Origin of the sequence: Paenisporosarcina sp. OV554 (genome assembly GCF_003058165.1) — a bacterium.
GTDB lineage: Bacteria > Bacillota > Bacilli > Bacillales_A > Planococcaceae > Paenisporosarcina.
Genome location: NZ_QBUC01000001.1, coordinates 215,460 through 236,649, shown reverse-complemented (window position 1 = coordinate 236,649; position 21,190 = coordinate 215,460). Strand labels below are relative to the sequence as shown.

Annotated in this window: 17 protein-coding genes; 6 read left to right on the top strand and 11 right to left on the bottom strand. The window is 37.6% G+C overall.

Features of this window, described 5'->3' with window-relative positions; all coding sequences use genetic code 11:
* Positions 1–67: 67 nt before the first annotated feature.
* From C8K15_RS01075 to C8K15_RS01050, 6 genes are all read right to left on the bottom strand, one after another.
* On the bottom strand, positions 68–727 hold the full coding sequence (locus tag C8K15_RS01075; RefSeq protein ID WP_108584426.1) for a potassium channel family protein: 660 nt from the start codon (positions 725–727) through the stop codon (positions 68–70).
* 62 nt (positions 728–789) lie between these two features.
* Positions 790–2,604: an ABC transporter ATP-binding protein gene (locus C8K15_RS01070; protein ID WP_108584425.1), complete on the bottom strand. Its 1,815-nt coding sequence runs from the start codon at positions 2,602–2,604 to the stop codon at positions 790–792.
* Between the two features lie 15 nt (positions 2,605–2,619).
* Positions 2,620–4,365, bottom strand: a complete 1,746-nt coding sequence (locus C8K15_RS01065) for an ABC transporter ATP-binding protein (RefSeq protein ID WP_108584424.1) — start codon at positions 4,363–4,365, stop codon at positions 2,620–2,622.
* A 225-nt stretch (positions 4,366–4,590) separates the two neighbouring features.
* The gene (locus C8K15_RS01060) at positions 4,591–5,043 is read right to left on the bottom strand and encodes a TlpA disulfide reductase family protein (protein WP_108584423.1); all 453 of its coding nucleotides are present in this window, start codon (positions 5,041–5,043) and stop codon (positions 4,591–4,593) included.
* A gap of 157 nt (positions 5,044–5,200) precedes the next feature.
* Positions 5,201–5,743 (bottom strand): peroxiredoxin, encoded by a 543-nt coding sequence (locus C8K15_RS01055; RefSeq protein ID WP_108584422.1) that lies wholly within the window; start codon positions 5,741–5,743, stop codon positions 5,201–5,203.
* 208 nt (positions 5,744–5,951) lie between these two features.
* On the bottom strand, positions 5,952–6,242 hold the full coding sequence (locus tag C8K15_RS01050; RefSeq protein WP_233260346.1) for a hypothetical protein: 291 nt from the start codon (positions 6,240–6,242) through the stop codon (positions 5,952–5,954).
* 49 nt (positions 6,243–6,291) lie between these two features.
* Between C8K15_RS01050 and C8K15_RS01045 the strand changes: the two genes are divergently transcribed.
* The 6 genes from C8K15_RS01045 to C8K15_RS01020 all read left to right on the top strand — a co-directional run bounded on the left by C8K15_RS01045 (position 6,292) and on the right by C8K15_RS01020 (position 13,412).
* On the top strand, positions 6,292–7,743 hold the full coding sequence (locus C8K15_RS01045; RefSeq protein ID WP_108584420.1) for a magnesium transporter CorA family protein: 1,452 nt from the start codon (positions 6,292–6,294) through the stop codon (positions 7,741–7,743).
* 256 nt (positions 7,744–7,999) lie between these two features.
* Positions 8,000–9,106, top strand: a complete 1,107-nt coding sequence (locus C8K15_RS01040) for an ABC transporter ATP-binding protein (RefSeq protein WP_108584418.1) — start codon at positions 8,000–8,002, stop codon at positions 9,104–9,106.
* Positions 9,096–9,920, top strand: a complete 825-nt coding sequence (locus tag C8K15_RS01035) for an ABC transporter permease (protein WP_108584416.1) — start codon at positions 9,096–9,098, stop codon at positions 9,918–9,920. Before C8K15_RS01040 ends, C8K15_RS01035 begins: the two co-directional genes overlap by 11 nt.
* Positions 9,904–10,707, top strand: coding sequence for an ABC transporter permease (locus C8K15_RS01030; protein WP_108584415.1), 804 nt, complete (start codon positions 9,904–9,906; stop codon positions 10,705–10,707). The genes C8K15_RS01035 and C8K15_RS01030 overlap by 17 nt, the downstream gene beginning before the upstream one ends.
* Entirely contained in the window at positions 10,704–11,777 is a 1,074-nt protein-coding gene (locus tag C8K15_RS01025) for an ABC transporter substrate-binding protein (protein ID WP_108584413.1), read from the top strand. Before C8K15_RS01030 ends, C8K15_RS01025 begins: the two co-directional genes overlap by 4 nt.
* A 447-nt stretch (positions 11,778–12,224) precedes the next feature.
* Entirely contained in the window at positions 12,225–13,412 is a 1,188-nt protein-coding gene (locus C8K15_RS01020) for an MFS transporter (RefSeq protein ID WP_108584412.1), read from the top strand.
* Positions 13,413–13,501: 89 nt separating this feature from the next.
* Here the strand turns inward: C8K15_RS01020 and C8K15_RS01015 are convergent, their stop codons facing one another.
* From C8K15_RS01015 to C8K15_RS00995, 5 genes are read right to left on the bottom strand one after another with little or no spacing between them, the layout of a single operon-like run.
* Positions 13,502–16,102: a VWA domain-containing protein gene (locus tag C8K15_RS01015; RefSeq protein WP_108584410.1), complete on the bottom strand. Its 2,601-nt coding sequence runs from the start codon at positions 16,100–16,102 to the stop codon at positions 13,502–13,504.
* On the bottom strand, positions 16,086–17,855 hold the full coding sequence (locus C8K15_RS01010; RefSeq protein ID WP_108584408.1) for a vWA domain-containing protein: 1,770 nt from the start codon (positions 17,853–17,855) through the stop codon (positions 16,086–16,088). Before C8K15_RS01010 ends, C8K15_RS01015 begins: the two co-directional genes overlap by 17 nt.
* A 12-nt stretch (positions 17,856–17,867) precedes the next feature.
* Positions 17,868–18,743, bottom strand: coding sequence for a DUF58 domain-containing protein (locus C8K15_RS01005; protein ID WP_108584407.1), 876 nt, complete (start codon positions 18,741–18,743; stop codon positions 17,868–17,870).
* On the bottom strand, positions 18,740–19,732 hold the full coding sequence (locus tag C8K15_RS01000; RefSeq protein ID WP_108584405.1) for an AAA family ATPase: 993 nt from the start codon (positions 19,730–19,732) through the stop codon (positions 18,740–18,742). Before C8K15_RS01000 ends, C8K15_RS01005 begins: the two co-directional genes overlap by 4 nt.
* 11 nt (positions 19,733–19,743) lie before the next feature.
* Positions 19,744–21,177, bottom strand: coding sequence for a hypothetical protein (locus C8K15_RS00995; RefSeq protein WP_108584404.1), 1,434 nt, complete (start codon positions 21,175–21,177; stop codon positions 19,744–19,746).
* Positions 21,178–21,190 lie beyond the last annotated feature (13 nt).

Below are 21,190 nucleotides of genomic sequence, written 5' to 3'. Positions count from 1 at the left end.
TCCCTCTTCAAGATCGATAATCATTCTAGGGCAGGTGTCGGTCTAGAGTGGCCAGCTCCGCTTTTCTTTAGTGCATTGCCTTTTTTTCGAAGCGAATTATATCTGCATCTGCACCTATGACGATTAAGACGTCATTAATAAGGATTTTCTCGTCTGCTTGTGGTGATACCAGAATTTCTGTTCCACGTTTAATGCCGACAATGTTTATTCCATATTTCGCTCGAATATCAAGGTCAATTAATGTAGAACCCGCCAATATTTCATTCGCTTTTATCTCCATAATTGAGTGTTCATCCGACAGCTCTAAATAGTCAAGGACATTATTTGTCATAATGTTGTTGGCAATTCTAATGCCCATGTCTCGTTCTGGATGCACCACTTGGTCAGCACCTATTTTTCGTAATACTTTTTCATGATAATCATTTTGAGCTTTGACAGTGATCTTATTTACGCCTATTTCTTTTAACATTAATGTTGTTAAAATACTAGATTGTATGTCTTCACCAATCGCCACAATGACATGTTCAAAGTTTCGAATTCCTAGCGATTTTAATACTGATTCATCTGTTGTATCTGCTACGATTGCTTGTGTTGCAATAGACGCAAATTCATCTACACGGTCCGCAAATTTATCAATGGCCATGACGTCTGCACCTTGATCGATAAGCTCGCGAACAATACTTCCGCCGAAGCGACCTAACCCAATAACTACAAATTCTTTTTTCATCTTTCAACCTCCGTACGGTACGAATGGACATAGTGTATCACAACTTTGAAAGTCGCTCAAATTCAGTTTGCTATGTCTCCAAATTGGGACATGACCAACTGGTGGTAATGTCCTCTATCTTTCATTAACGAATCATGATTTCCACATTCAAGAACACTTCCATTCTCTAAAACAATAATCTGATTTGCTTCTCGAATTGTAGATAATCGGTGTGCAATCATAATTGCCGTTCTGTCCTTCAAAAGCGTACGTAATGCCTGTTGAATTTGAAGTTCGGTTTCCGTATCAATGGACGCTGTTGCCTCGTCTAAAATAATGATCCGTGGGTTTGCAAGGAGTGCACGTGCAAATGACAGCAACTGCCTTTCACCAACTGATAATATATTTCCTCGTTCTTCAACTTCAGTTTCATAGCCATTAGATAACCGGTCAATAAAGCGATTTGCTCCAACTGCTTGTGCTGCCTCTATTACTTCTTCATCTTTTGCATGAGGGTTACCAAAGCGAATATTGTCCATAATGGTTCCGGAGAAAATAAATGTTTCTTGCAAAACAATACTAATTTGTTCCCTCAAATCACTTAATGACAAATCGCGAATATCATTTCCATCCATTTTAACAACGCCGCTGGTCGGGTCATAAAAACGAGACACTAAGTTGGCAATTGTCGTTTTACCAGATCCTGTATGTCCTACAAGAGCCACCGTCTCTCCTGCTTTCATTTCAAGCGATATCCCTTTTAAAGCTAAGCGGTCTTTTTCATAACCAAATTGAACATCTTCAAATTTAACGTGACCTTGTAATTGACCAATTTTTATAGGATTCTTTTTGTCATTTACAAGTGGTTGCTCATCTAAGAACTCGAAGATACGTTCTGATGAAGCCATCCCCATTAATAATTGGTTATACACCATGCCCAGTCGAGAAATAGGTTCCCAGAACATCCCGAGGTAAAAAGCAAAAGCAACGAAAGCACCAAGATCTAATTGACCATTTTTAATCAAGTAGGCACCGTAAATAATCAATACTACGGAACCAATGGCATTGGTCATTTCAACAAACGGACGGAACATGGAGTTCTTTTTCGTTGCTACACGCCATGATTCAAAACTTTCTTCATTAATGCCGTTAAAGAAGGCCATATTTTCATTTTCTTGTGTAAACGATTGAGTAATACGCATTCCTTGAATACTTTCATTCAAATGAGAGTTAATTTTCGCTTGTTTCATACGTACATCTTGCCATGAACGACGAATGTTTTTGCGTAACGTCGTTGAAATAAAGAACATCATTGGCAAAATAACGAGAACTGCTAAGGCAAGTGGTGGACTAAGCGTAAATAAAATGATGAGGACACCCATAAGTAAAAGTATATCCATCAACAAGTTAATGACTCCATTAGTAAATAACTCTTGAAGCGAGTTAATATCGTTCATGATTCGAACGAGAATCGAACCCGCTGACCGTTGATCGAAAAATCTATGCGATAGCCATTGTACATGAGTAAATAAATGTTTCCTTAAATCGTAAATTACATTTTGACCAAGTTCATTCATCCATCGTATACGATATCGGTTGGCAATTGTATTAACCACATACAGCACCGCAATTGTTCCTACGAGAATCGAAAGCAATTCAACATCTTTCGTTTCTAATGCTCGATCTATGACATATACCCCTATTAATATGGGGATTAGTAGTCGAATAAGTGTGGTTATCGTTACTGCTATGAAAGCTTTCGGCAGTAATGAACGTGAATAAGGTTTTACATACGTAAATAAACGAGCTAGTTGGGACCAGTTAAATGGTGCATCAATTACATCATCCGTAGAGTAGCGGAATCTTTTTAATACACTGGGATTAATTTGTTTTGTCATGATGATTCCGCCTTTCTATGCATAAATATTTTCAAGCTGATCTTTGTATTGAATTTCATATATACGTTTGTAAAGACCTGTCTGATTAATTAACTGCTCATGTGTGCCTCGTTGAACGATTTTGCCATGTTCAAAGACAATTAACTCATCTGCATGTTTTACGGATGAGATTCGGTGAGCAATGATAAATGTTGTGCGGTCTTTCATGACTTCTTCAAGTGCTTGTTGAATATGAAGCTCTGTTTTCATATCAACTGCACTAGTTGCGTCATCCAAAATTAAAATGGCCGGGTTTTGACATAGCGCACGCGCAATCGCAATACGTTGTTTTTGCCCACCCGATAAGCCTAGTCCCCGCTCCCCAAGCATCGTATCATATGCATCTGGCAATTCCATGATAAAATCATGTGCATTTGCGCGTTTAGCAGAGTCAATAATTTCTTCCATTGAAGCGTCTGGACGTCCATACGAAATATTAGCTTTAATTGAAGAAGAGAATAAAAATGACTCTTGTAAAACAAAGCCGATTTTTGAACGTAACGATGATAATGTATAATCCTCAACCGGAATGCCATCAATTTTGACATGTCCTTCAGTCGGTTCATAAAATCGTGTTAACAATTGAGTTAAACTTGTTTTACCTGAACCAGTGGCTCCAATTAAGCCGATCTGTCTGCCAGCTTTTACTACAAGATTTACATCCTTTAGTGCGACTTGGTCCTCTTCACGATATTGAAGTGTGACATTTTCAAAAGCGACATGTCCCTTCATACCTGAACCGTCCACAGCATTTTTCTTAGAATGAATGGGTTCTGGAGCTTCTAAAACTTCTAATAGTCGTTCTCCTGATGCTTTGGATTGAGAAAACAAGTTGACTGTAAAACCTAAGTTCATAATTGGGAAAATGATGTAGCCAAGTAAGCTGTAAAACGCGACAAGTGCTCCAACAGATAATTGGTTATTCATAACTAGGTAGCCACCATAACCGAATAAGAAGACTACGCTAATATTGCCGAGGAACTCCATAACTGGAAAGTATTTTGCCCAAATTTCCGTCGTAAACAAGTAACGATCTTTATAATCACCATTTGAGTCGTTAAATTTGTTAATTTGAAATGATTCTCGAGAAAGTGACTTGACAGTATGAATCCCGCTAATGTTTTCTTGAACATTTGTATTTAACTTACCAAATGATTTACGAATATCCCGAAATGCAGGATGTACTTTTTTATCAAAGCGGAACACGGCAACGATTAACAACGGCATTGCAGCCATTGAAACAAACGTCAAAGGTACAGAATAAGAAAACATGACGCATAATGATACAGACACAAGGAAAATTAATCGAAATAACTCAACGAATCCAAACGATAAGAAAAATCGGAATCCCTCAACATCTGCTGTTAAACGAGACATTAAATCCCCGGTTTTCGCATTATCGTAATAGCTGAATGGCAACCGTTGTAACTTCGCATATAACGCATTTCGCAATTCATATACTGAGCGAATACCGAACATATCACCGGTATATTGCCCTATATAGGTCGCTATTCCTTTAACAATCATAAGTGCCATAAAAATCCCAGCGAGTGACCATGCTAAATCATACTGCTGTTCTTTAATAACTCGGTCAATCGTTTGCTGTAAAATAATTGGATATGAAACTGTAATTAACAAGGTAATCAAAAGCATGAACAAAGACCAAAAGAATAGATGTTTATTTGGCCAGTAGTAATCCTTTAATTTTTTAAAAATTTCCAAACTGGTTCCCCCTAATTCAAAAGACATAGTATTAAATATAACGAATTCCGAAATAAAAGACCACCCCCTTTTGACTGATATTTTCATTAAATCTAAATTTTCTCTTAAGTTAGGAGTAATCATTAACGCGGACATAAAAAAAGCCCTAGCTCCGATGGGAAATGAGGGACATAAAACGTCCAAAAATTCCTCGGTGCCGGGCACTTTTATTTTTCATAAATGTTTTTAGGCGTTGCGCATTTCATCTAAAACTCGGTTTACACGTTTTTCTAGCATTTTCATTCCACTACCGCCCGCTTGGAAATGACGAAGTTGACCATCTTTATCAAATACGTAATAAGCTGGTACATATTGATTATCAAATGCGTCTGTTAATTTCATATCATTATCAACAAAAATTGGTTGAGTAATGTCATGTTGAGCAGCGACTTCTTTAATATCTGTTAAGTCCATGTCTTTTTCAGATCGTGGCATATGAACAGCAATAACATTTAATTCCTTTTTGTATTGGTCACGAAAAGCATTCACTTCTGGCATTGCTTCTTTACATAGGCCACAACTAACTGACCAAAAGTGAATTAGAGTTGGTTTGCTGCCGATTAATTGGTTATTTGAAACTTCTCCATTTAACCATGCAGTAGCGCCGGATAAGTCGGGCATGGGTGAGCGTAATTTCATCTTAATTCCTCCTAATTCATACAAATAAAAATTCCCCACTGCGTATCGTATGCGTGGGGAATCGTTGGTGTCTAATTAAAAAGCGTATTTAGAAAAACCCAAATAGCTAAGTAACCCCAAAGCTAATAAGAATTCGATGAACCTTTTTTATTAATGATTAAAGTGTTTTTTGACCTGGGCGCCAGTTTGCAGGACAAAGACCACCAGTTTGAAGGGCTTGTAATACACGTAGAGTTTCATCTACATCACGGCCAATATTATTATGGAACACTGTTTGATATTGCATTTCACCTTCAGGATTGATGATGAAAAGACCACGTAATGCAATTCCTTCTTCTTCAATTAACACGCCATATTCACGAGAAATCACGTGATTTGTGTCAGCAGCTAATGAATATTTAAGTTCGCCTAAACCGTTGTCTTGACGAGCTGTGTTAATCCAAGCTAAATGTGTGTGAATTGTATCAGTTGAAACGCCAATGATTTCAGCGTCTAAATCTTCGAACTCATCGTAGCGATCTGACATCGCTGTGATTTCAGTTGGGCATACAAAAGTGAAATCCATTGGATAAAAGAACAATACAGTCCATTTATCTTGTTTCATATTTTCTTCTAAGCTTACTTTCCCGAAAGACTTATCTGCTAGCACTGCGTCCATAGTAAAACGAGGTGCTTGTTTACCTACCATACGTTCTGTCATGTAAAAACCTCCAAGGAAAATTAATCTGCCAACGAATTGTATTCGCATTTAGCACAATTTCAAGAATAACAAATACCTTCTTGCAATGCAATTTATCGGCATTCATAAACATTCTTAATACAGTCTTTTCGTCCAATTCGTGTCGAATGTTTAGTATGTTCAGTATGCAAAAAAATCATTCATCTAAAGAAAGACCTAAACTACCTTATTAGAAAGGTCGCTCAGGTCTCTTTAGGCAATATTCACATGTAGGGTCAGTACAATCTTCCTCTTTCCAAACATTGCAAGGTTCGCAGTAACAAGTATCATATTTTTCATGATATGACAGCGGCTCAAAACAATCATTACAATAATCTCGAAGCTCTTCAATTGCAATGACACGTTCATTTATTAGTAAAAATGAGTTTTCTATTTGTTTTTGTCTAGATGTATGTTTGCGTTCTTTAGGATCTAAAAATAACATCATTGATCTCTCCACAACTGTCACTCCCTTCTTCATTTCATGGTAACATATATAAAGGTAGGAACAATAGTGGAGGTCTTTTAAAATGGATGAACAAACAAAAATACATCCTCTGTGCCTTAATCAAGCATACATGACCTTTCTTTTTCCATTTTCTTTCCGTGAAAAAGAGCGGGGAAATCTTGTAGAGCATTTACGAAAAAATCATTTCACCTTTTTTTCGCTAGATCAAAGAGATTTAGAGGAAGAGTATTACGGAGAAAACATTAAAGTTCAACATGAAGAATTGGACCAATATTTTTTACCTTTTTTAGAGTATAAATTGTTTCCTCTCCGAACGGATCAACAAGGATTTTTACGTTTTTCCAAGAAAGTAAATGAGACATTCTCTTTAGAAGTACATGACACAACTTTTTCATTTCTAATTAACAGTATTGATATTATGGTTTGTCCATTTGGGATTGGATTAATTACGATTCGAACAGAAATGGATCAAGAAAAGGAAAAGTTATGCGAAGTGCTTGATTTTATGAATCATTTTCGTGTATTAGAACCAAAACTCGATGAGGAAAAAGGTTCAATAATTCGCAAGGGTGATCGTCAGTTCCATACGACAAATGAATTTGTTTTCGGTTATCTTTGCCCTTCTCTCAAATCATTCATTATCCATGATGAAAAACGGGCAGGATATTTCGGAAGTCTACCTTTCTTTGAAGATGAACGTATGTTTTCGTCAGGTTTTTTCATTACAGATGGTGAACATCAAATAAGCAATGATCACTTATTTCGCATGGGTCAACTTGATGGGAAAAATCCCGAAGGAAAACCCTTTATGTCTAGTACAAATCAAGAATATATAGAGCGTTATTTAAATAAGCATCTTCATGATCGTTGGGCCCCAGATTCCTATACGGTTACTTCAGACCATGCCCAAATTACAGTATCCTTAAAATCGCCACAACAATTAGATCGACCACTTTCACAATTTATGGGGACTCATCATTATAATTTAATGCTTCATTACTTTTATAAGATCATGTTGCTCCGAATGTCGTTTGAATATAGTCAGGTTCAATGGAAACAAGATGAAGATTATGTAGAAGAGTTAATCGAATTAATTTCGAAATTCTCTGCTCGCTATTATTTTGGCGAAGTATCTGCGCGAAGCGAAGGAAAAGAATTAACACAAACATACCATGAAATATTCCATCTGAATACCTTATACGAAGAAGTGAAACAAACATTAAACGAGCTTTACCGAGCACAAGAAAACCAAGCAAATAAACGGCATAATATGTTGTTATTCATGCTTACTGTCTTTACAGTGGTTTCTGGTATTTATGGAATGAACTTAGTTATCGAAGATTGGAAAGGTAAAACGGATTGGTCGAAAGTTCCTGGCTATTCGTTCTTCGAGTGGATTTCATTAATAACAGCATTAGCTGGTATTTCACTATCAATCATCTTACTTGCAACAACAGGTGCAAAAAGTCTTTGGAAAAAATCTAGAAAATGGAAAAGAGATCAATACAAGTAACTTCTCATCCTCGGATGGGAAGTTTTTTTGAATTCACTTGAAAAAATTGGAGTTTTTTGTATAATAAAAGTCATTTATAGTAAACTCAATATAAAGTAAGAGTTTAGCTACATAGCAATCAGTAGGTGTAACTTGCAAATTGGTGGATTTTTATATTATAAAATTTCATATCATCATTAATATACAACTAACCATGATGACCTTTCAGAAGTTTTAGTTGTGCCTACACATTTTTTTATCACATAGGAGGTCAATCATGACAGACAAGACGATCATACGATTCGACAATGTTACAAAATCTTACAATGGAAAATCACCGGTCTTAGATAACGTTAGCTTTGAAATAGAACGTGGAAAGTTTTACACACTACTCGGTCCATCAGGTTGTGGGAAAACGACCATTTTACGTTTGATTGCAGGTTTTATGGAGCCCACTAGTGGTGAAATTTATTTTAATGGAAAAAAAATTAATCAAGTGCCAGCGAATGAACGGCAAGTCAACACGGTTTTTCAAGACTATGCTCTCTTCCCTCATTTAAATGTATTTGAAAATATCGCTTTCGGATTACGCATTAAAAAATTAAAAAAAGAAGAAATTAATCGTCGTGTATTAGAAGCTCTTAAGTTTGTAAATTTAGTAGGTTTTGAAAATCGTGAAATCGTAGAAATGTCAGGTGGGCAAAAACAACGTGTCGCGATTGCACGTGCAATTGTCAATGATCCGGAAGTCATTTTACTCGACGAGCCTTTATCTGCGCTTGATCTAAAATTACGAACAGAAATGCAATATGAACTTCGTGAGTTGCAACAACGACTTGGAAAGACCTTCATTTTCGTTACACATGACCAAGAAGAAGCACTAGCAATGTCGGATGAAATTTTCGTTATGAATACTGGGGTAATTCAACAGAGTGGCACGCCAATGGATATTTATGATGAGCCAATTAACCGTTTCGTAGCTGATTTTATCGGAGAATCTAATATCGTACCAGGTGTGATGATTGCCGATTATCGTGTTCAATTTGGAGGAAATGAATTTGAATGTGCTGATAAAGGCTTAAATCCAAACGAAAAAGTAGATATTGTCATTCGTCCAGAAGACTTAGAAATTACGGCAGTTGATGGAGGAAAAATGACAGTAAAGGTGGATACACAATTATTCCGAGGTGTTCATTTTGAATTGTCAACACTTGATAGAGACGGCAATGAATGGCTCGTTCATTCGACGAAAAGGGCTGCAGTTGGAGAGGAAATAGGATTAGATTTTGACCCAGAAGCGATTCATGTTATGCGTTTAAATGAAACAGAAGAAGAATTTGATAAGCGCTTGGATTCTTACGGAGTACGACAAAATGAAAACTAATTCAAATCGGTCGTTTTATTTAATACCCTATGTTGTATGGATGTTACTTTTTGTCGTTGCCCCTATTGTTTTAGTAGGTTATTTTTCATTATTCGACTTACATGGAAATTTCTCTTTTGTGAATTACCAAAATTTCTTTACATCTGTCTATTTAAAATTAACTTTAAGCTCTTTCTGGTATGCATTGATAATTACAGGTTTCACACTATTAATTGCATATCCAACAGCATATTGGCTGACAAAAACAAAGCATAAACAATTATGGTTATTACTAATTATCATTCCTTCTTGGATTAACTTATTGTTAAAAACATATGCGTTTATCGGCATATTTGGCGTTTTCGGTCCAATTAATAAATTCTTGGAACTGTTTGGTATTGGAAAACAACAAATTTTATACACGGACTTCAGTTTCATATTTGTATCCGTTTATATTTTCATCCCATTTATGATACTTCCGATTTTTAATTCGCTTGATAAAATGAACCCCACATTAATTGATGCAGCACGTGATTTAGGATCGTCAACTTGGAATACATTCACAAAAGTGATATTCCCGTTAACAATCAACGGAGTAAAATCAGGAATCCAAGCAGTCTTCATCCCTTCCCTTTCTTTATTTATGATTACTCGATTAATTGCTGGCAATAAAGTAATAACGCTAGGAACTGCAATCGAGCAACAGTTCTTAGTTACTCAAAACTGGGGAATGGGTTCTACGATTGCCGTATTCTTAATTCTTTTCATGGTAATTATCATGATCTTAACTGGACAGAAAGACAAGGGGGAGCTTGTAAATGGACACAACAAGTAAATTTTCAAAATTGTATTTAACGCTTGTCTTTGTCATTCTGTATGCTCCTATCTTTTACTTGATTTTTTACTCATTTAATAGCGGTGGCACGATGTCTAGTTTCGAATCGTTTACTTTTGAGCATTATGCTGCAGTTTTTGAGGATACAAGACTTATCATGATTTTAATCAATACCATTATTATCGCATTATTGTCTGCGCTTATTTCTACTGCAATTGGCGTGATAGGTGCAATCGGGATTGTTTATTTACAAAAACGCAAGTCGCGCAATGCCCTTTTATCATTAAATAATGTATTAATTGTTAGCCCTGACGTAATCATTGGTGCTTCGTTTCTAATATTATTTACAATGGTCGGCGTGAAATTAGGTTTCGCTTCCGTGTTGATTTCCCATATCGCCTTCAGTGTACCAATTGTTGTAATCATGGTATTACCTAAATTACAAGAAATGAGCAGTACACTCGTTGATGCTGCGCTTGACTTAGGTGCGTCAAAACGAGATGTCTTAACTCGGGTAATTATTCCTTATATTAAACCTGGTATTTTTGCTGGATTCTTTTTAGCTCTAACTTATTCGTTAGATGATTTTGCCGTCACTTTTTTCGTAACCGGGAACGGATTTACGACATTATCAGTTGAAATCTATTCAATGGCAAGAGCAGGGATTACGTTAACCATTAATGCATTGTCTGGTTTGATATTTATTTTCACGTTACTTTTAGTACTTGGGTACTATTTTGTGACAAACCGGGCGAAAAACCCACTTAGAAATGGGGTGCCGAAATGAAAGATATCATTCAAGCTGTTGTTGCAATCTTGGTTGTTAGTTTAGTGTTATTTATCATCAATTTCCAGTTAGACAAAACCTCTGGACGATCCGGTAACGACTCCATTAGTGTGTATAACTGGGGTGAATATATTGATCCTGAATCAATAAAGCAATTTGAGAAAGAAACAGGAATAACCGTAATCTACGAAACGTTCGATTCCAATGAAGCCATGATGACGAAAATCGAAAATGGTGGAACGTCTTATGATGTTGCGATGCCTTCTGAATATGCAATTGAAAAAATGAAAAAAAATGATTTGCTTATTCCGATTGACCACAGTAAAATTCCGAATTTAACAAACATAGATCCTTACTTTTTAGACTTACCTTTCGATCCTGGAAACAAATATTCCATTCCTTATTTCTGGGGAACTGTAGGAATTGCCTTTAATCCGAGTTTACTAGATGGTCAAACTTTCGAAAGTTGGGAGGATTTATGGGACCCTTCCCTAAAACAAGAAGTAATTTTAGTTGATGGTGCTCGAGAAGTCATGGGTATGGGGTTAAATACACTCGGATATTCACTCAATACAAAGGATGAAGGACAACTTCAAGAAGCTACCGATAAACTAAAAACCTTGTCTCCTAATATTAAAGCCATTATTGGGGATGAAATCGTGGAAACAATGCGCCGTGGTGAATCAGCTGTAGCACTTGTCTGGTCAGGTCAAGCAGCTGACATTATGTATGTCAATGAAGATATAGACTACGCTGTACCTAAAGAAGGTTCAAACTTATGGTTCGATAATATGATCATCCCGAAAACCGCTGCGAACGTTGAAGGCGCACATCAATTTATTAACTTTATGTTAGACCCAAAAATCGCTGCACAAAATGCAGATTATGTTGGGTACTCGACGCCAAATGAACAAGCCATTAAATTAATGGACCCGAAAGTAACTGGAGATGAACGTTTCTACCCGACAGAAGAAATGCGTGAACGCTTAGAAGTTTATAAAAATTTAGGTGTTGAAACTCTAGGGAAATATAATGAGCTATTTCTAGAATTTAAAATGGACGCTCAATAAAGAAAAGCGTAGTAGCCTACTCTAGCTCGACTCCGACGGTGGAAAGACCGAATCGAAAACGCGTTTTCGAATGAGGGCTTGAAGCGGAGGTGAGCTGGGCTACGGAGCTAGACATAAAGAAAAGCTGAAAGCACCACTTTAGCTCGACGCCGGCGCTGGAAGAATGAAAGGCGAAGATTCGCCTTTCTGACCCCATAAAGCCCGCGAGTTGGTGCTTGAAGCTAGACATAAAGAAAAGCGTAGTAGCCTACTCTAGCTCGACAAATGGAAATCCATCAATCTTGAGGACCTAGTAAAAACTAAATCATACTTCATTAAACTAATAGCATCTTCTAGAATACTGAAACTTGCCTAACAGACTTGTTAGGTTTTTTATTAGCGTTTTTTTTGTTTTGTGTTAAAATTTTAGAGACTCGAAACATTTTCTAATAGAAAGTAGGTTGTAATATAGTGAGTAAATCTAATCGCTTTGCGCTATATGTACTAATGTTTAATATGTTTATTGCTATGTCAGGAATCGGATTAATTATTCCGATTATGCCTGCATATTTAGATACGTTTGGGGTAGCTGGTCAAGCTCTTGGGTTCTTAATCGCCATGTTTGCTTTTGCTCAATTTCTTTTTTCACCTTTAGCTGGCGACTTGTCAGATAAATTTGGTCGGAAGTATCTGATTATTGTAGGTCTAATCATTTTCGGTTTATCTCAGTTGATGTTCGGTGCTGCATCAGAATTATGGATTTTATTTTTAGCACGATTCTTTAGTGGGGTCGGATCGGCCTTTATCGTCCCTCCTATGATGGCATTCGTAGCTGATATTACAACTGAAGAAGAACGTGGTAAAGGGTTGGGATTGCTTGGCGCATCCATGTCTCTTGGTTTTATGATTGGACCTGCTATTGGAGGATTTTTAGCAGAAGTAAGCATCCATTTTCCTTTTTACGTTGCAACCGCCGCAGCTCTAATTGCTGCAACGATTTCAATGGTTGTTCTTCCAAAGACTAAGCCAACTGTTGTGAAAACTGATCTAATCGTTAAACGTGAAAACATCATCAAACAAATGAAACGTTCAACGAAAACACCATACTTTGTTATGTTAATCGTCGTCCTTGTTTTTTCGTTTGGTCTTGCCAATTTCCAAGCTACCATCGCTTTATATGTTGATAAAAAGTATGGGTTTACCCCAGGCGAAATTGCAGCCTTAATAACAGTGGGTGGTTTTGTCGGTGTGATTGTTCAGACGTTTGTCATTAATAAGCTGTTTAACCGTTTTGGGGAAATTAAAGTGATTCTTGTGAACCTACTCGTTTCTGCACTTGCCATGATTTCAGTTCTTTTCGTAGATGGATTCTGGCCGATCTTAATCGTGTCCAGCGTGTTCTTTACAGCAGCTTCTTTACTAAGACCGGCAGTTAATACATTGATTTCTAAACAGGCTGGAAATGAGCAAGGATTTGCCGCTGGAATGAACAATGCTTATATGAGTTTAGGAAATATGATTGGCCCTGCCCTTGCTGGGATACTATTTGATATCAATATGAGTTTCCCTTATATGGCAGGTACATTAATATTAGTAATTTGTTTCTTTATTGCCTCAATTTCTTATAAGAAATCAACAGTCGTCATTCCACTATAAAAGGTTGTTCCAAGAAGTTTAACACTTCTGGAACAACCTTTTTTCACCTCTTGTTTTGCGCATAGTACCGAATGATCTTGTTGTTTATTTCATCTCTTCTTTTTCCCTTTTAATAGTTGAGACACATTTGTATCATGTTGAGTTGCAAGTGATTCTGGTTTTTCACGTTTCAACCCTTGTGGCAATCGTGAAAGCATTCCCCATCCAAATCGTCTTAATGTAATATCTACAAAAAATAACAACATAGCAACTAATACCAGCCATAATTGAATGCTTTTACTCTCTGAGCTTTCGAAGTCTATATCTCGCATAGCCTGTACAGCTGTTGTTACTACTTGACCACCTGTACGGTTAGAAATATCTTGCAAGAGTCCTTTATTCGGTGGCTGAATTTTATACTCTTCACTATAGGGAATCGAAATTCCAGCTTGATACATACTGTCTTGTTCATTTGATATTCGTAAAAAAATGAGACCAGGATCTGCTTCAAAAGAAACTCTACTTTTCCCAGGAGCAATTGGTTCTGATAAACTGTCTATTTCCTCTCCCGCTTCATTTACCGCAACAATGTCTAAAAATGATGACTGTCCTGATGAGTCAGAGACCGTATAAGAGCCATCTTCGGACTTCCGAATATCGAATGGTACTTCACTATATGAAGGTAGTAATCTAGAAACTGCGGTGTTCCAAAAATTCCCCCATTGATTGAAACGTGCAAAATCCCCACTCCATGCACCAGTAGAATCAGACGTGTATGCAATGGTTCTTCCTAGTCCATACATCCATTCAGCAATTACGGGATCTTCTTTGGTGCTTTCAGCAATTACGGTAGAAGTTTGCTTGGCAGTCGTGGCAATATACGCATTGAACTGAGGAACCCCTTCCTCAAATAAGCTCGTCCATGCAGGATCTCCACTTATGGTTGGATAAAAAGGATTATCTTCAATATAGGTTCTCGAAATCATGACAGTTTCTCTAGACAAAATTGCAGGTATGGTACTTTCATCCATAACGTCATAAAACCGTCCCGTTCCGAACTGTGCAAGCTGTTCAAGGAGATTTCGATCAGAATCTTGACCTATCGCAACGGTAGATAAGGTTATATTGTTAGCTAAACCTTCTGTAATTAGTTCTTCATACTCATTTTGAGTAGCTGATTGCCCATCTGTTAATAGAATGATATGTTTCCTTTGCAACTTTAAATCGCTCAATCTGTCGTAAGCAAGATCTAGCCCAGGATAGATTTCAGTTCCTCCACCCACTGACACTGATAATATTTTTTCTAATGCTTTTTCTTTATTCGTTAATGTCTTGGCTTCGATAATCTCCCACGGTTTATCGTCAAACGCAATAAAGCCAAGAGTATCGTCTTCTCTTAATAACTCAACTGAACGAGCTGCAGCTTCTTTTGCTAGTTCAAATTTATTGCCACTCATACTCCCTGAACGGTCCATCACAATGATGAGGCCAAGTGATGGTAATTGTTGTTTACCTTTCACTTCCATTTCGACGGGGAGCAGCTTTTCAATAGGAGTTTTAAAATATCCACCCAAGCCATAACTATTATCTCCACCCACCATCATAAACCCAACACCAAAGTTTTTAACGGCTTGTTCAATAACCGTCATTTTAGCTTCACCAACCTGGTAGCCAGGAACGTTATCAAAAATAATGGCATCGTATCCTAAGTAATTCGACAAGTCAAATGGTAACTCTGAAGCTGAAATCTCATCCGTCTTTACCACATCTTGATCAATATACGTCGGGATAGGTGACGGTAATTTATCACTACTTACAACCAATAATTTTGGTGCACTTTCCACCATCGTTACACTCGTTAATTGGTTGTTTTCAAGTAATGCATCACCTGTGATATTTAATTGAACTTGGTACTTTAACAGACCTTCCCCTGTTGATGCATGGCGAAGTGTGAATGTATTGTTCCCCGGTTCTATTTGTACTTGTTGTTTTGACAAGAATTGATCGTTCTGGGAAAGAATTAGTTCCCCTGTTACAGCTTTTGTTGACTCCACTTGCACGATTAGTTGTTGCTGTTCCCCCTCAAAAGCTAATGGAGGTGTTTCGAAACTCGTAACGGCTACGTCGTCTGATTGAGGGCGATTTAATAAGTACGTATCTATTTCAACATGACTGCCAGTCATTCGTGACAGTTGATCGGATACGGAGCCACTATTTTCTAATCCATCTGTCAACAAAACAATACGCGTTGCTTTTTGCTGATTCGCTAAGTTACTTGCAAGCTGAATACTTTCAGCAATATTTGTCAAACTCTTATTTTCAGATCCGTTGAACTCTGGAACATCTTTTGTGCCTAATGATAAGGGTACTTGTGTTTGAAATTTCTCATCAAATGAATATAAGCCAACCGCTTGGTGTTTTTTCTTTTCAGAGAGTGCTTGGACGAGAAACTCTGTTGACTGTTGTTCAGTACCATCTGTAGAGGCTGACCGATCCACTACAAATAATATTTGCTCTTCTTTTATAGGCAATAAGAGTGTTGGCATTGCCATAGCAATGATTAGTAAACTCACTGCTATTACGCGAATTGTAAATATAAAGGTGTGTTCACGTGTATAGTGTTTGTGATTTTTCCACCAAGCATATGTAAAATAAACTGCTGGAAGAAGCAATAACAGGAGCCAAATAGGCGATTCAATTCGAAATCCCACGACGACGTTGCACCTCCCATTCAATGATTAATAACAAAACAATGAGAAGTAAAAACCAAGGAACAAGTGATGTTTTTACCGTTTCTTGCACACCATCTTGTGAAGCATTGCCAATCGCAAATGATGTCCCTTTTTCAATGTGTTTCTCTTGTTGTTCTAAGGCAACGGCAAATTGTTTTTCAGATTGTCCTGACTTGATGAAATACAGGCCAGGCCGACTCGGTGCAGAGAATTGACTACCATTTTCAAAAGAACTAATATATTCATCTTTGTTTGAAAAAATCTCCCACTCTTTTGCAGATTCATCTGCTACTAGCGAAAGAGCCTTTCGCTCATTTGGAGAAAAAGTACCAAGATCGTTACTGTTCACTGACATTTGTTCTCTTGAACTCCATAAGAACAATGGAAAAGACGGATGAAGAGGCCAATCGGTCATTTGAATATCTGCTAAGATAACTAAATCGCCTTTTTCTGAACGTTGTATAAATGGTTCGTCTCCCACACGAGCAATTGTTTCATAGTTTTGAAATGGAGGATATAAACTACTAACAAAGATATCCGACATATCTGTATAAGCAAACACATCATCTCGCTCAGTCGTTATTAATCCGTTCACTTCTTTTGCCTTTTCATCATTTCGACCAATTAACATAACAGGTGATTTGGAAGCAGTTAGTTGGGATGTTTGATTCGTCACAACGATTGCTTCTTCAGACAAATCCGCTAATTGTTCTGTTGGTACAGAACTCACCGGAATATCCATTGCTTGAAAAGCAGCAGTGACCAGTTGGTGTAAATTTCCATCTACATATGTTTGAGATGCTTGTTGTTGCAAAAGAATGGTTGATTCATTATCGACAACATAGTCATCATCTATATTTAGAGACGCGATTAACCCCGGCGAATTCGCTAAGTCCTTGAACGACAAAGCTAATGTATCATTCGGAGGTATCTCTACCGATTCCTTGACAATAACGTCTCCCTTTACCATAGACCTTATTTCAAAAGTTCCTCGCTTTACGATAGCTGTATCATTTGAAAGTTGAGCCAGTGCTGATATTCCTTTATCGGATGAAGTAGCTCCAAAACGCAGAATAGAAACGTTTTCCAAGTTCTCTGGAGACCCTTTAACAAACCATGTAACCTTGTCGTTTTCTATAGGGAGTTCACTTCTCTCAACATGATCAGTGAACAAATAAATAGCCGTTTCATTTCCTTTTAAAAGTGATTCCGTAAAGTCCATCATCTTTGGTAAATTTTCTTGTTCATATTGAACCTCTAATTTATCAATGGTCGATTTTATAAATGCAACATTCGTTTCATCACGTAATAATATCGTTGGTTCTTCACCAGTAGTCATTAACGTTAACGGTTTTCCCGCTAATTGTTCAGACAGTGTCATCATTTCTTGTTTATGCCTTTCAAAAACGGACTCTCCATTTGCAGAAGCAAGCATAGTTGCTGAAGTATCTACTACCCAAATAATGTGTTCACCAGCAATCGCACGTGATTTTAGATACGGTTGCAACAATGCGAACACAAGAAGTATCAATGCCAGCATTTGCAAGTAAAATAATGCATTTCGTTGCAAGTATTGAAGATAAGGAGAAACTTTTGTTTCTTTCATTACGGTTTCCCAAAACATCGTTGAAGAAATCTTTTTCTCAGTATATTTTTTTCGGAAAAAATAATACAGCAAAACAGTGATCGGGATGATCGCCGTCCATAAAAATGTTAATTGTCCAAAGCCCATAGACGACTCACCTCAATTTATCCAGTTTGAACGAATCATTTGATGGAAAAGAATATGACTTATATCATCTTTTGTTTCAACTTTTAACGTGTGAATCGCAAAACGATGACATAGTGCATCGAGTTCCAAAAAATGCTGCTGTCTTTTCTTTTCATAATCTTCTACTACTCGTCTCGATACTGAAACATTTAATCGATTTTCAGTCTCTCTATCAATCAATTGTAAATCCCCTACAAAACTTGGAGCTATTTCATCGCTAGATTGCACAAGTATTAATCGTATATCTTGAGAAAATTTCGGCAATCTACGCAACATTTTTTCCCACTCATCTATCGCTTCTAATCCATCAGAAATGATAAACAATACGGTGCAATCCTTCGCAATATGTTGAAGTGCTTGACGTGTAAACAAGGTTTGACTGTGAGAACCACTTAGATTGGTTATGTAAGATGAAAAAGCTTTTCTATACATTGCACCTTTTCGTCTAAAAGGTGCAATTTTTTCTTCAGTTGGCATCGCAAATGAAAGCCGATCATCTCTACCTAATACAAGTTGTCCAAGTGATATCGTTAATTGCTTTGCCAATAGCCACTTTTTGTCTTCTTGCATCGATTTTGAACTGTCGAGTAAAATATGAACGCGCATTTCTTGTTCATCTAAAAAGCGTTTAATGAAGTATTTATCCGTTCTTCCAAAGACATTCCAATCAATTTGACGAACATCGTCTCCAGGGTGATATTCTCGAAAGTCCGAAAAGTCGAGTGACGATCCGAAACGCATAGATCGATGAGATCCTTTATGCTGACCTCGCAATTTCGATTTCGTCGCAATTTGTAAACGTCCAATTTTCGCAGACCAATCTTCCGGTAAAATAGATGATTGATTCATGATATCTGCCCTTGTTTTATGGTCTGAAGCAAACTTTCAAGAATGGAGTCTGCTGTTTTACCTTCTGCTTCACCTTCATAATTTAACAACATTCGATGACGAAGAGCAGGTGTGGCTACTGATTTAATATCTGCAATTGACACATGATAACGTCCAGCTACAAGAGCTCTTGCTTTCGCTAATCGAATTAGACTTTGTAGTCCTCGAGGTCCACTACCGTATTGAACATACTGTTTTACGTCATCTGTTGCATCTTGATTTGGGTGGGTAGCTGAAGTTAAATCAATAGCGTAATCAAGCATATCATCCGCTATTAGTACCTCTTTTACCATTTCTTGAGCAATGATTAAATCGTCAGCATTCATGACCTTTTCTAGTTGAATAACTTTGGCACCTGTTGTTCTCAAGACTATTTCTTTCAACTCTTCTTTTGTTGGGTAATTAACATGTATTTTACATAGAAAACGGTCCATTTGAGCTTCCGGAAGCGGATATGTTCCTTCCATTTCAATTGGATTTTGAGTGGCAAGCACAAAAAACGGACGTGCCATTTGTTTTGTATCTCCTAATACCGTCACAGTCTTCTCCCCCATGGCCTCGAGCAAGGCACTCTGGGTTTTTGGTGTTGCACGATTAATTTCATCGGCTAAGACCATTTGACTGAAAATAGGACCTTCCCTAAAAGAAAAACTTTGCTTCCCTTCATCGGTACGCTCAATCATACTCGTACCAGTAATATCTGAAGGCATTAAATCTGGAGTGAATTGAATTCGTGAGAAAGATAAATCCAAAACATCTGAAATTGTTCGAATCAACATTGTCTTCCCTAAACCTGGCAATCCTTCAAGTAAGGCATGCCCATCAGCTAAAACTGAGTAAAGAGTGAAATCCACCGCTTCTTGTTGGCCAACGATAAATTGACCGATTTCTTGTTTTACTTGGTTTAGACGCTGACTCATTTCTTCATAGTGTTGTGGTGTAAATGACATACTTAACCTCCCTATTCGCTTGTTTCGATTGATGAAAAATAGTCTTGGACGATTCGTTGTAAGTCCGGTGGTAGTTGAAGACGATCAGAGCTTTTTAAGTAGGAGTCTTTATACGATCCAATTACATCACCATAGGGTTTAACTGTTCCTTTAGTAACAGGCGCTGCGCTTTCTTGCTCTTCCGCTGAAGAGCCTTCTCCAATTTTCCCGCTGTCGACCGTAGATTCAATAGATCCACCAAGTCTTGACGGAACAGATAATAAATCGCGACTGCCTGAACCATATGCTCCTTGTAAACCTCCAGATGGTTGACCTTGGCCGCCTCCGCCTTGACCTTGTCCTTGTCCCTGACCTTGACCTTGGCCCTGGCCCTGACCTTGACCTTGGCCCTGGCCCTGACCTTGACCTTGGCCTTGGCCCTGGCCCTGACCTTGGCCTTGGCCCTGACCCTGGCCTTGGCCTGAGCTTTGACTTGAGGGAGTTTGACTGTTCGATGGTTGACCTTGTGTAGTTGCTTGAGAACCTGTTTGACCATTACTTTGACTCGGGTTTGCTGGATTCGTTTGCCCTGAAGCTGTCTTATTTGAGGTTCCAGACGTTTTTCCTAATTTACTTAACGCTGTTTGAGTTTTACCTGCCTGATCTGCGAGATCTTTTGTTGCTGCTTTTAAAGCAGCTAATTCTTCTTTTTCAGATGCTGTTAAGCCGTTTTTACCATTTCCAGATTTGTTAGCGGCCTGCTGTTTATCAACTAATTTTTGTTCGCGTAATTGAAGCTCTTTCTGCTTTTTAACTAACTCACGAAGTGCTTCATCTGTAGTTTCTGTTTTCGCTAAATCCTTTTCTAATTGCTGAAGTTCTTTTTTTAGCTTCGCAGGTGAGGTTTTCTTAATTGTTTTTGCTACTTCTTTTTTGATTTTCTCCACTACTTCTTTTTCCATTTCGATGTCTTTTGCTAGTAATTGTGTCGTGGATGGAAAAGCCATTAATATAAGTAGAACAACAATAGCAGTACCTATACCAATTAGAGATTTAACTCGCCATAAATGTTTTTTTCGAAGTTTAAATAAATCAAAAGAAGTGTTTACTGTCTGTGCTGTTTTCTCACGAAGTGACGCTAATAATCCTGATTCATCTTCACGGGCATGTAGGGCAGTTAGCAATATGTTTTCAGGAAAGTAATGGTCAAACTGAAGGAGCGAAGACGAATGCGAAGGTTTGGTCTTCACTCCCCAAGCGAAAAGGAAAACAAAACCTAACGCCCCTGCTCCTAAAGCCCATAATTGGAAATAAGGAAAGACAAATAACCGAGATGTTACGTATACAATTGCAACTAGGATAAGTCCAAAACTAAGTGCTGTTTGCATAACTCGAAATAGATGTTCACTAATCAATCGACCATGAACTTTATTGACAAACTTTAGTATTCTCTCTCGGTTATTCAAGTCTTTCGCCTCC

Coding starts and splice junctions, on each gene's coding strand:
- C8K15_RS01075 (WP_108584426.1), bottom strand. CDS start 727: ATGAAAAAAGAATTTGTAGTTATTGGGTTAGGTCGCTTCGGCGGAAGT.
- C8K15_RS01070 (WP_108584425.1), bottom strand. CDS start 2,604: ATGACAAAACAAATTAATCCCAGTGTATTAAAAAGATTCCGCTACTCT.
- C8K15_RS01060 (WP_108584423.1), bottom strand. CDS start 5,043: ATGAAATTACGCTCACCCATGCCCGACTTATCCGGCGCTACTGCATGG.
- C8K15_RS01055 (WP_108584422.1), bottom strand. CDS start 5,743: ATGACAGAACGTATGGTAGGTAAACAAGCACCTCGTTTTACTATGGAC.
- C8K15_RS01050 (WP_233260346.1), bottom strand. CDS start 6,242: ATGAAGAAGGGAGTGACAGTTGTGGAGAGATCAATGATGTTATTTTTA.
- C8K15_RS01045 (WP_108584420.1), top strand. CDS start 6,292: ATGGATGAACAAACAAAAATACATCCTCTGTGCCTTAATCAAGCATAC.
- C8K15_RS01040 (WP_108584418.1), top strand. CDS start 8,000: ATGACAGACAAGACGATCATACGATTCGACAATGTTACAAAATCTTAC.
- C8K15_RS01035 (WP_108584416.1), top strand. CDS start 9,096: ATGAAAACTAATTCAAATCGGTCGTTTTATTTAATACCCTATGTTGTA.
- C8K15_RS01030 (WP_108584415.1), top strand. CDS start 9,904: ATGGACACAACAAGTAAATTTTCAAAATTGTATTTAACGCTTGTCTTT.
- C8K15_RS01025 (WP_108584413.1), top strand. CDS start 10,704: ATGAAAGATATCATTCAAGCTGTTGTTGCAATCTTGGTTGTTAGTTTA.
- C8K15_RS01010 (WP_108584408.1), bottom strand. CDS start 17,855: ATGGGCTTTGGACAATTAACATTTTTATGGACGGCGATCATCCCGATC.
- C8K15_RS01005 (WP_108584407.1), bottom strand. CDS start 18,743: ATGAATCAATCATCTATTTTACCGGAAGATTGGTCTGCGAAAATTGGA.
- C8K15_RS01000 (WP_108584405.1), bottom strand. CDS start 19,732: ATGTCATTTACACCACAACACTATGAAGAAATGAGTCAGCGTCTAAAC.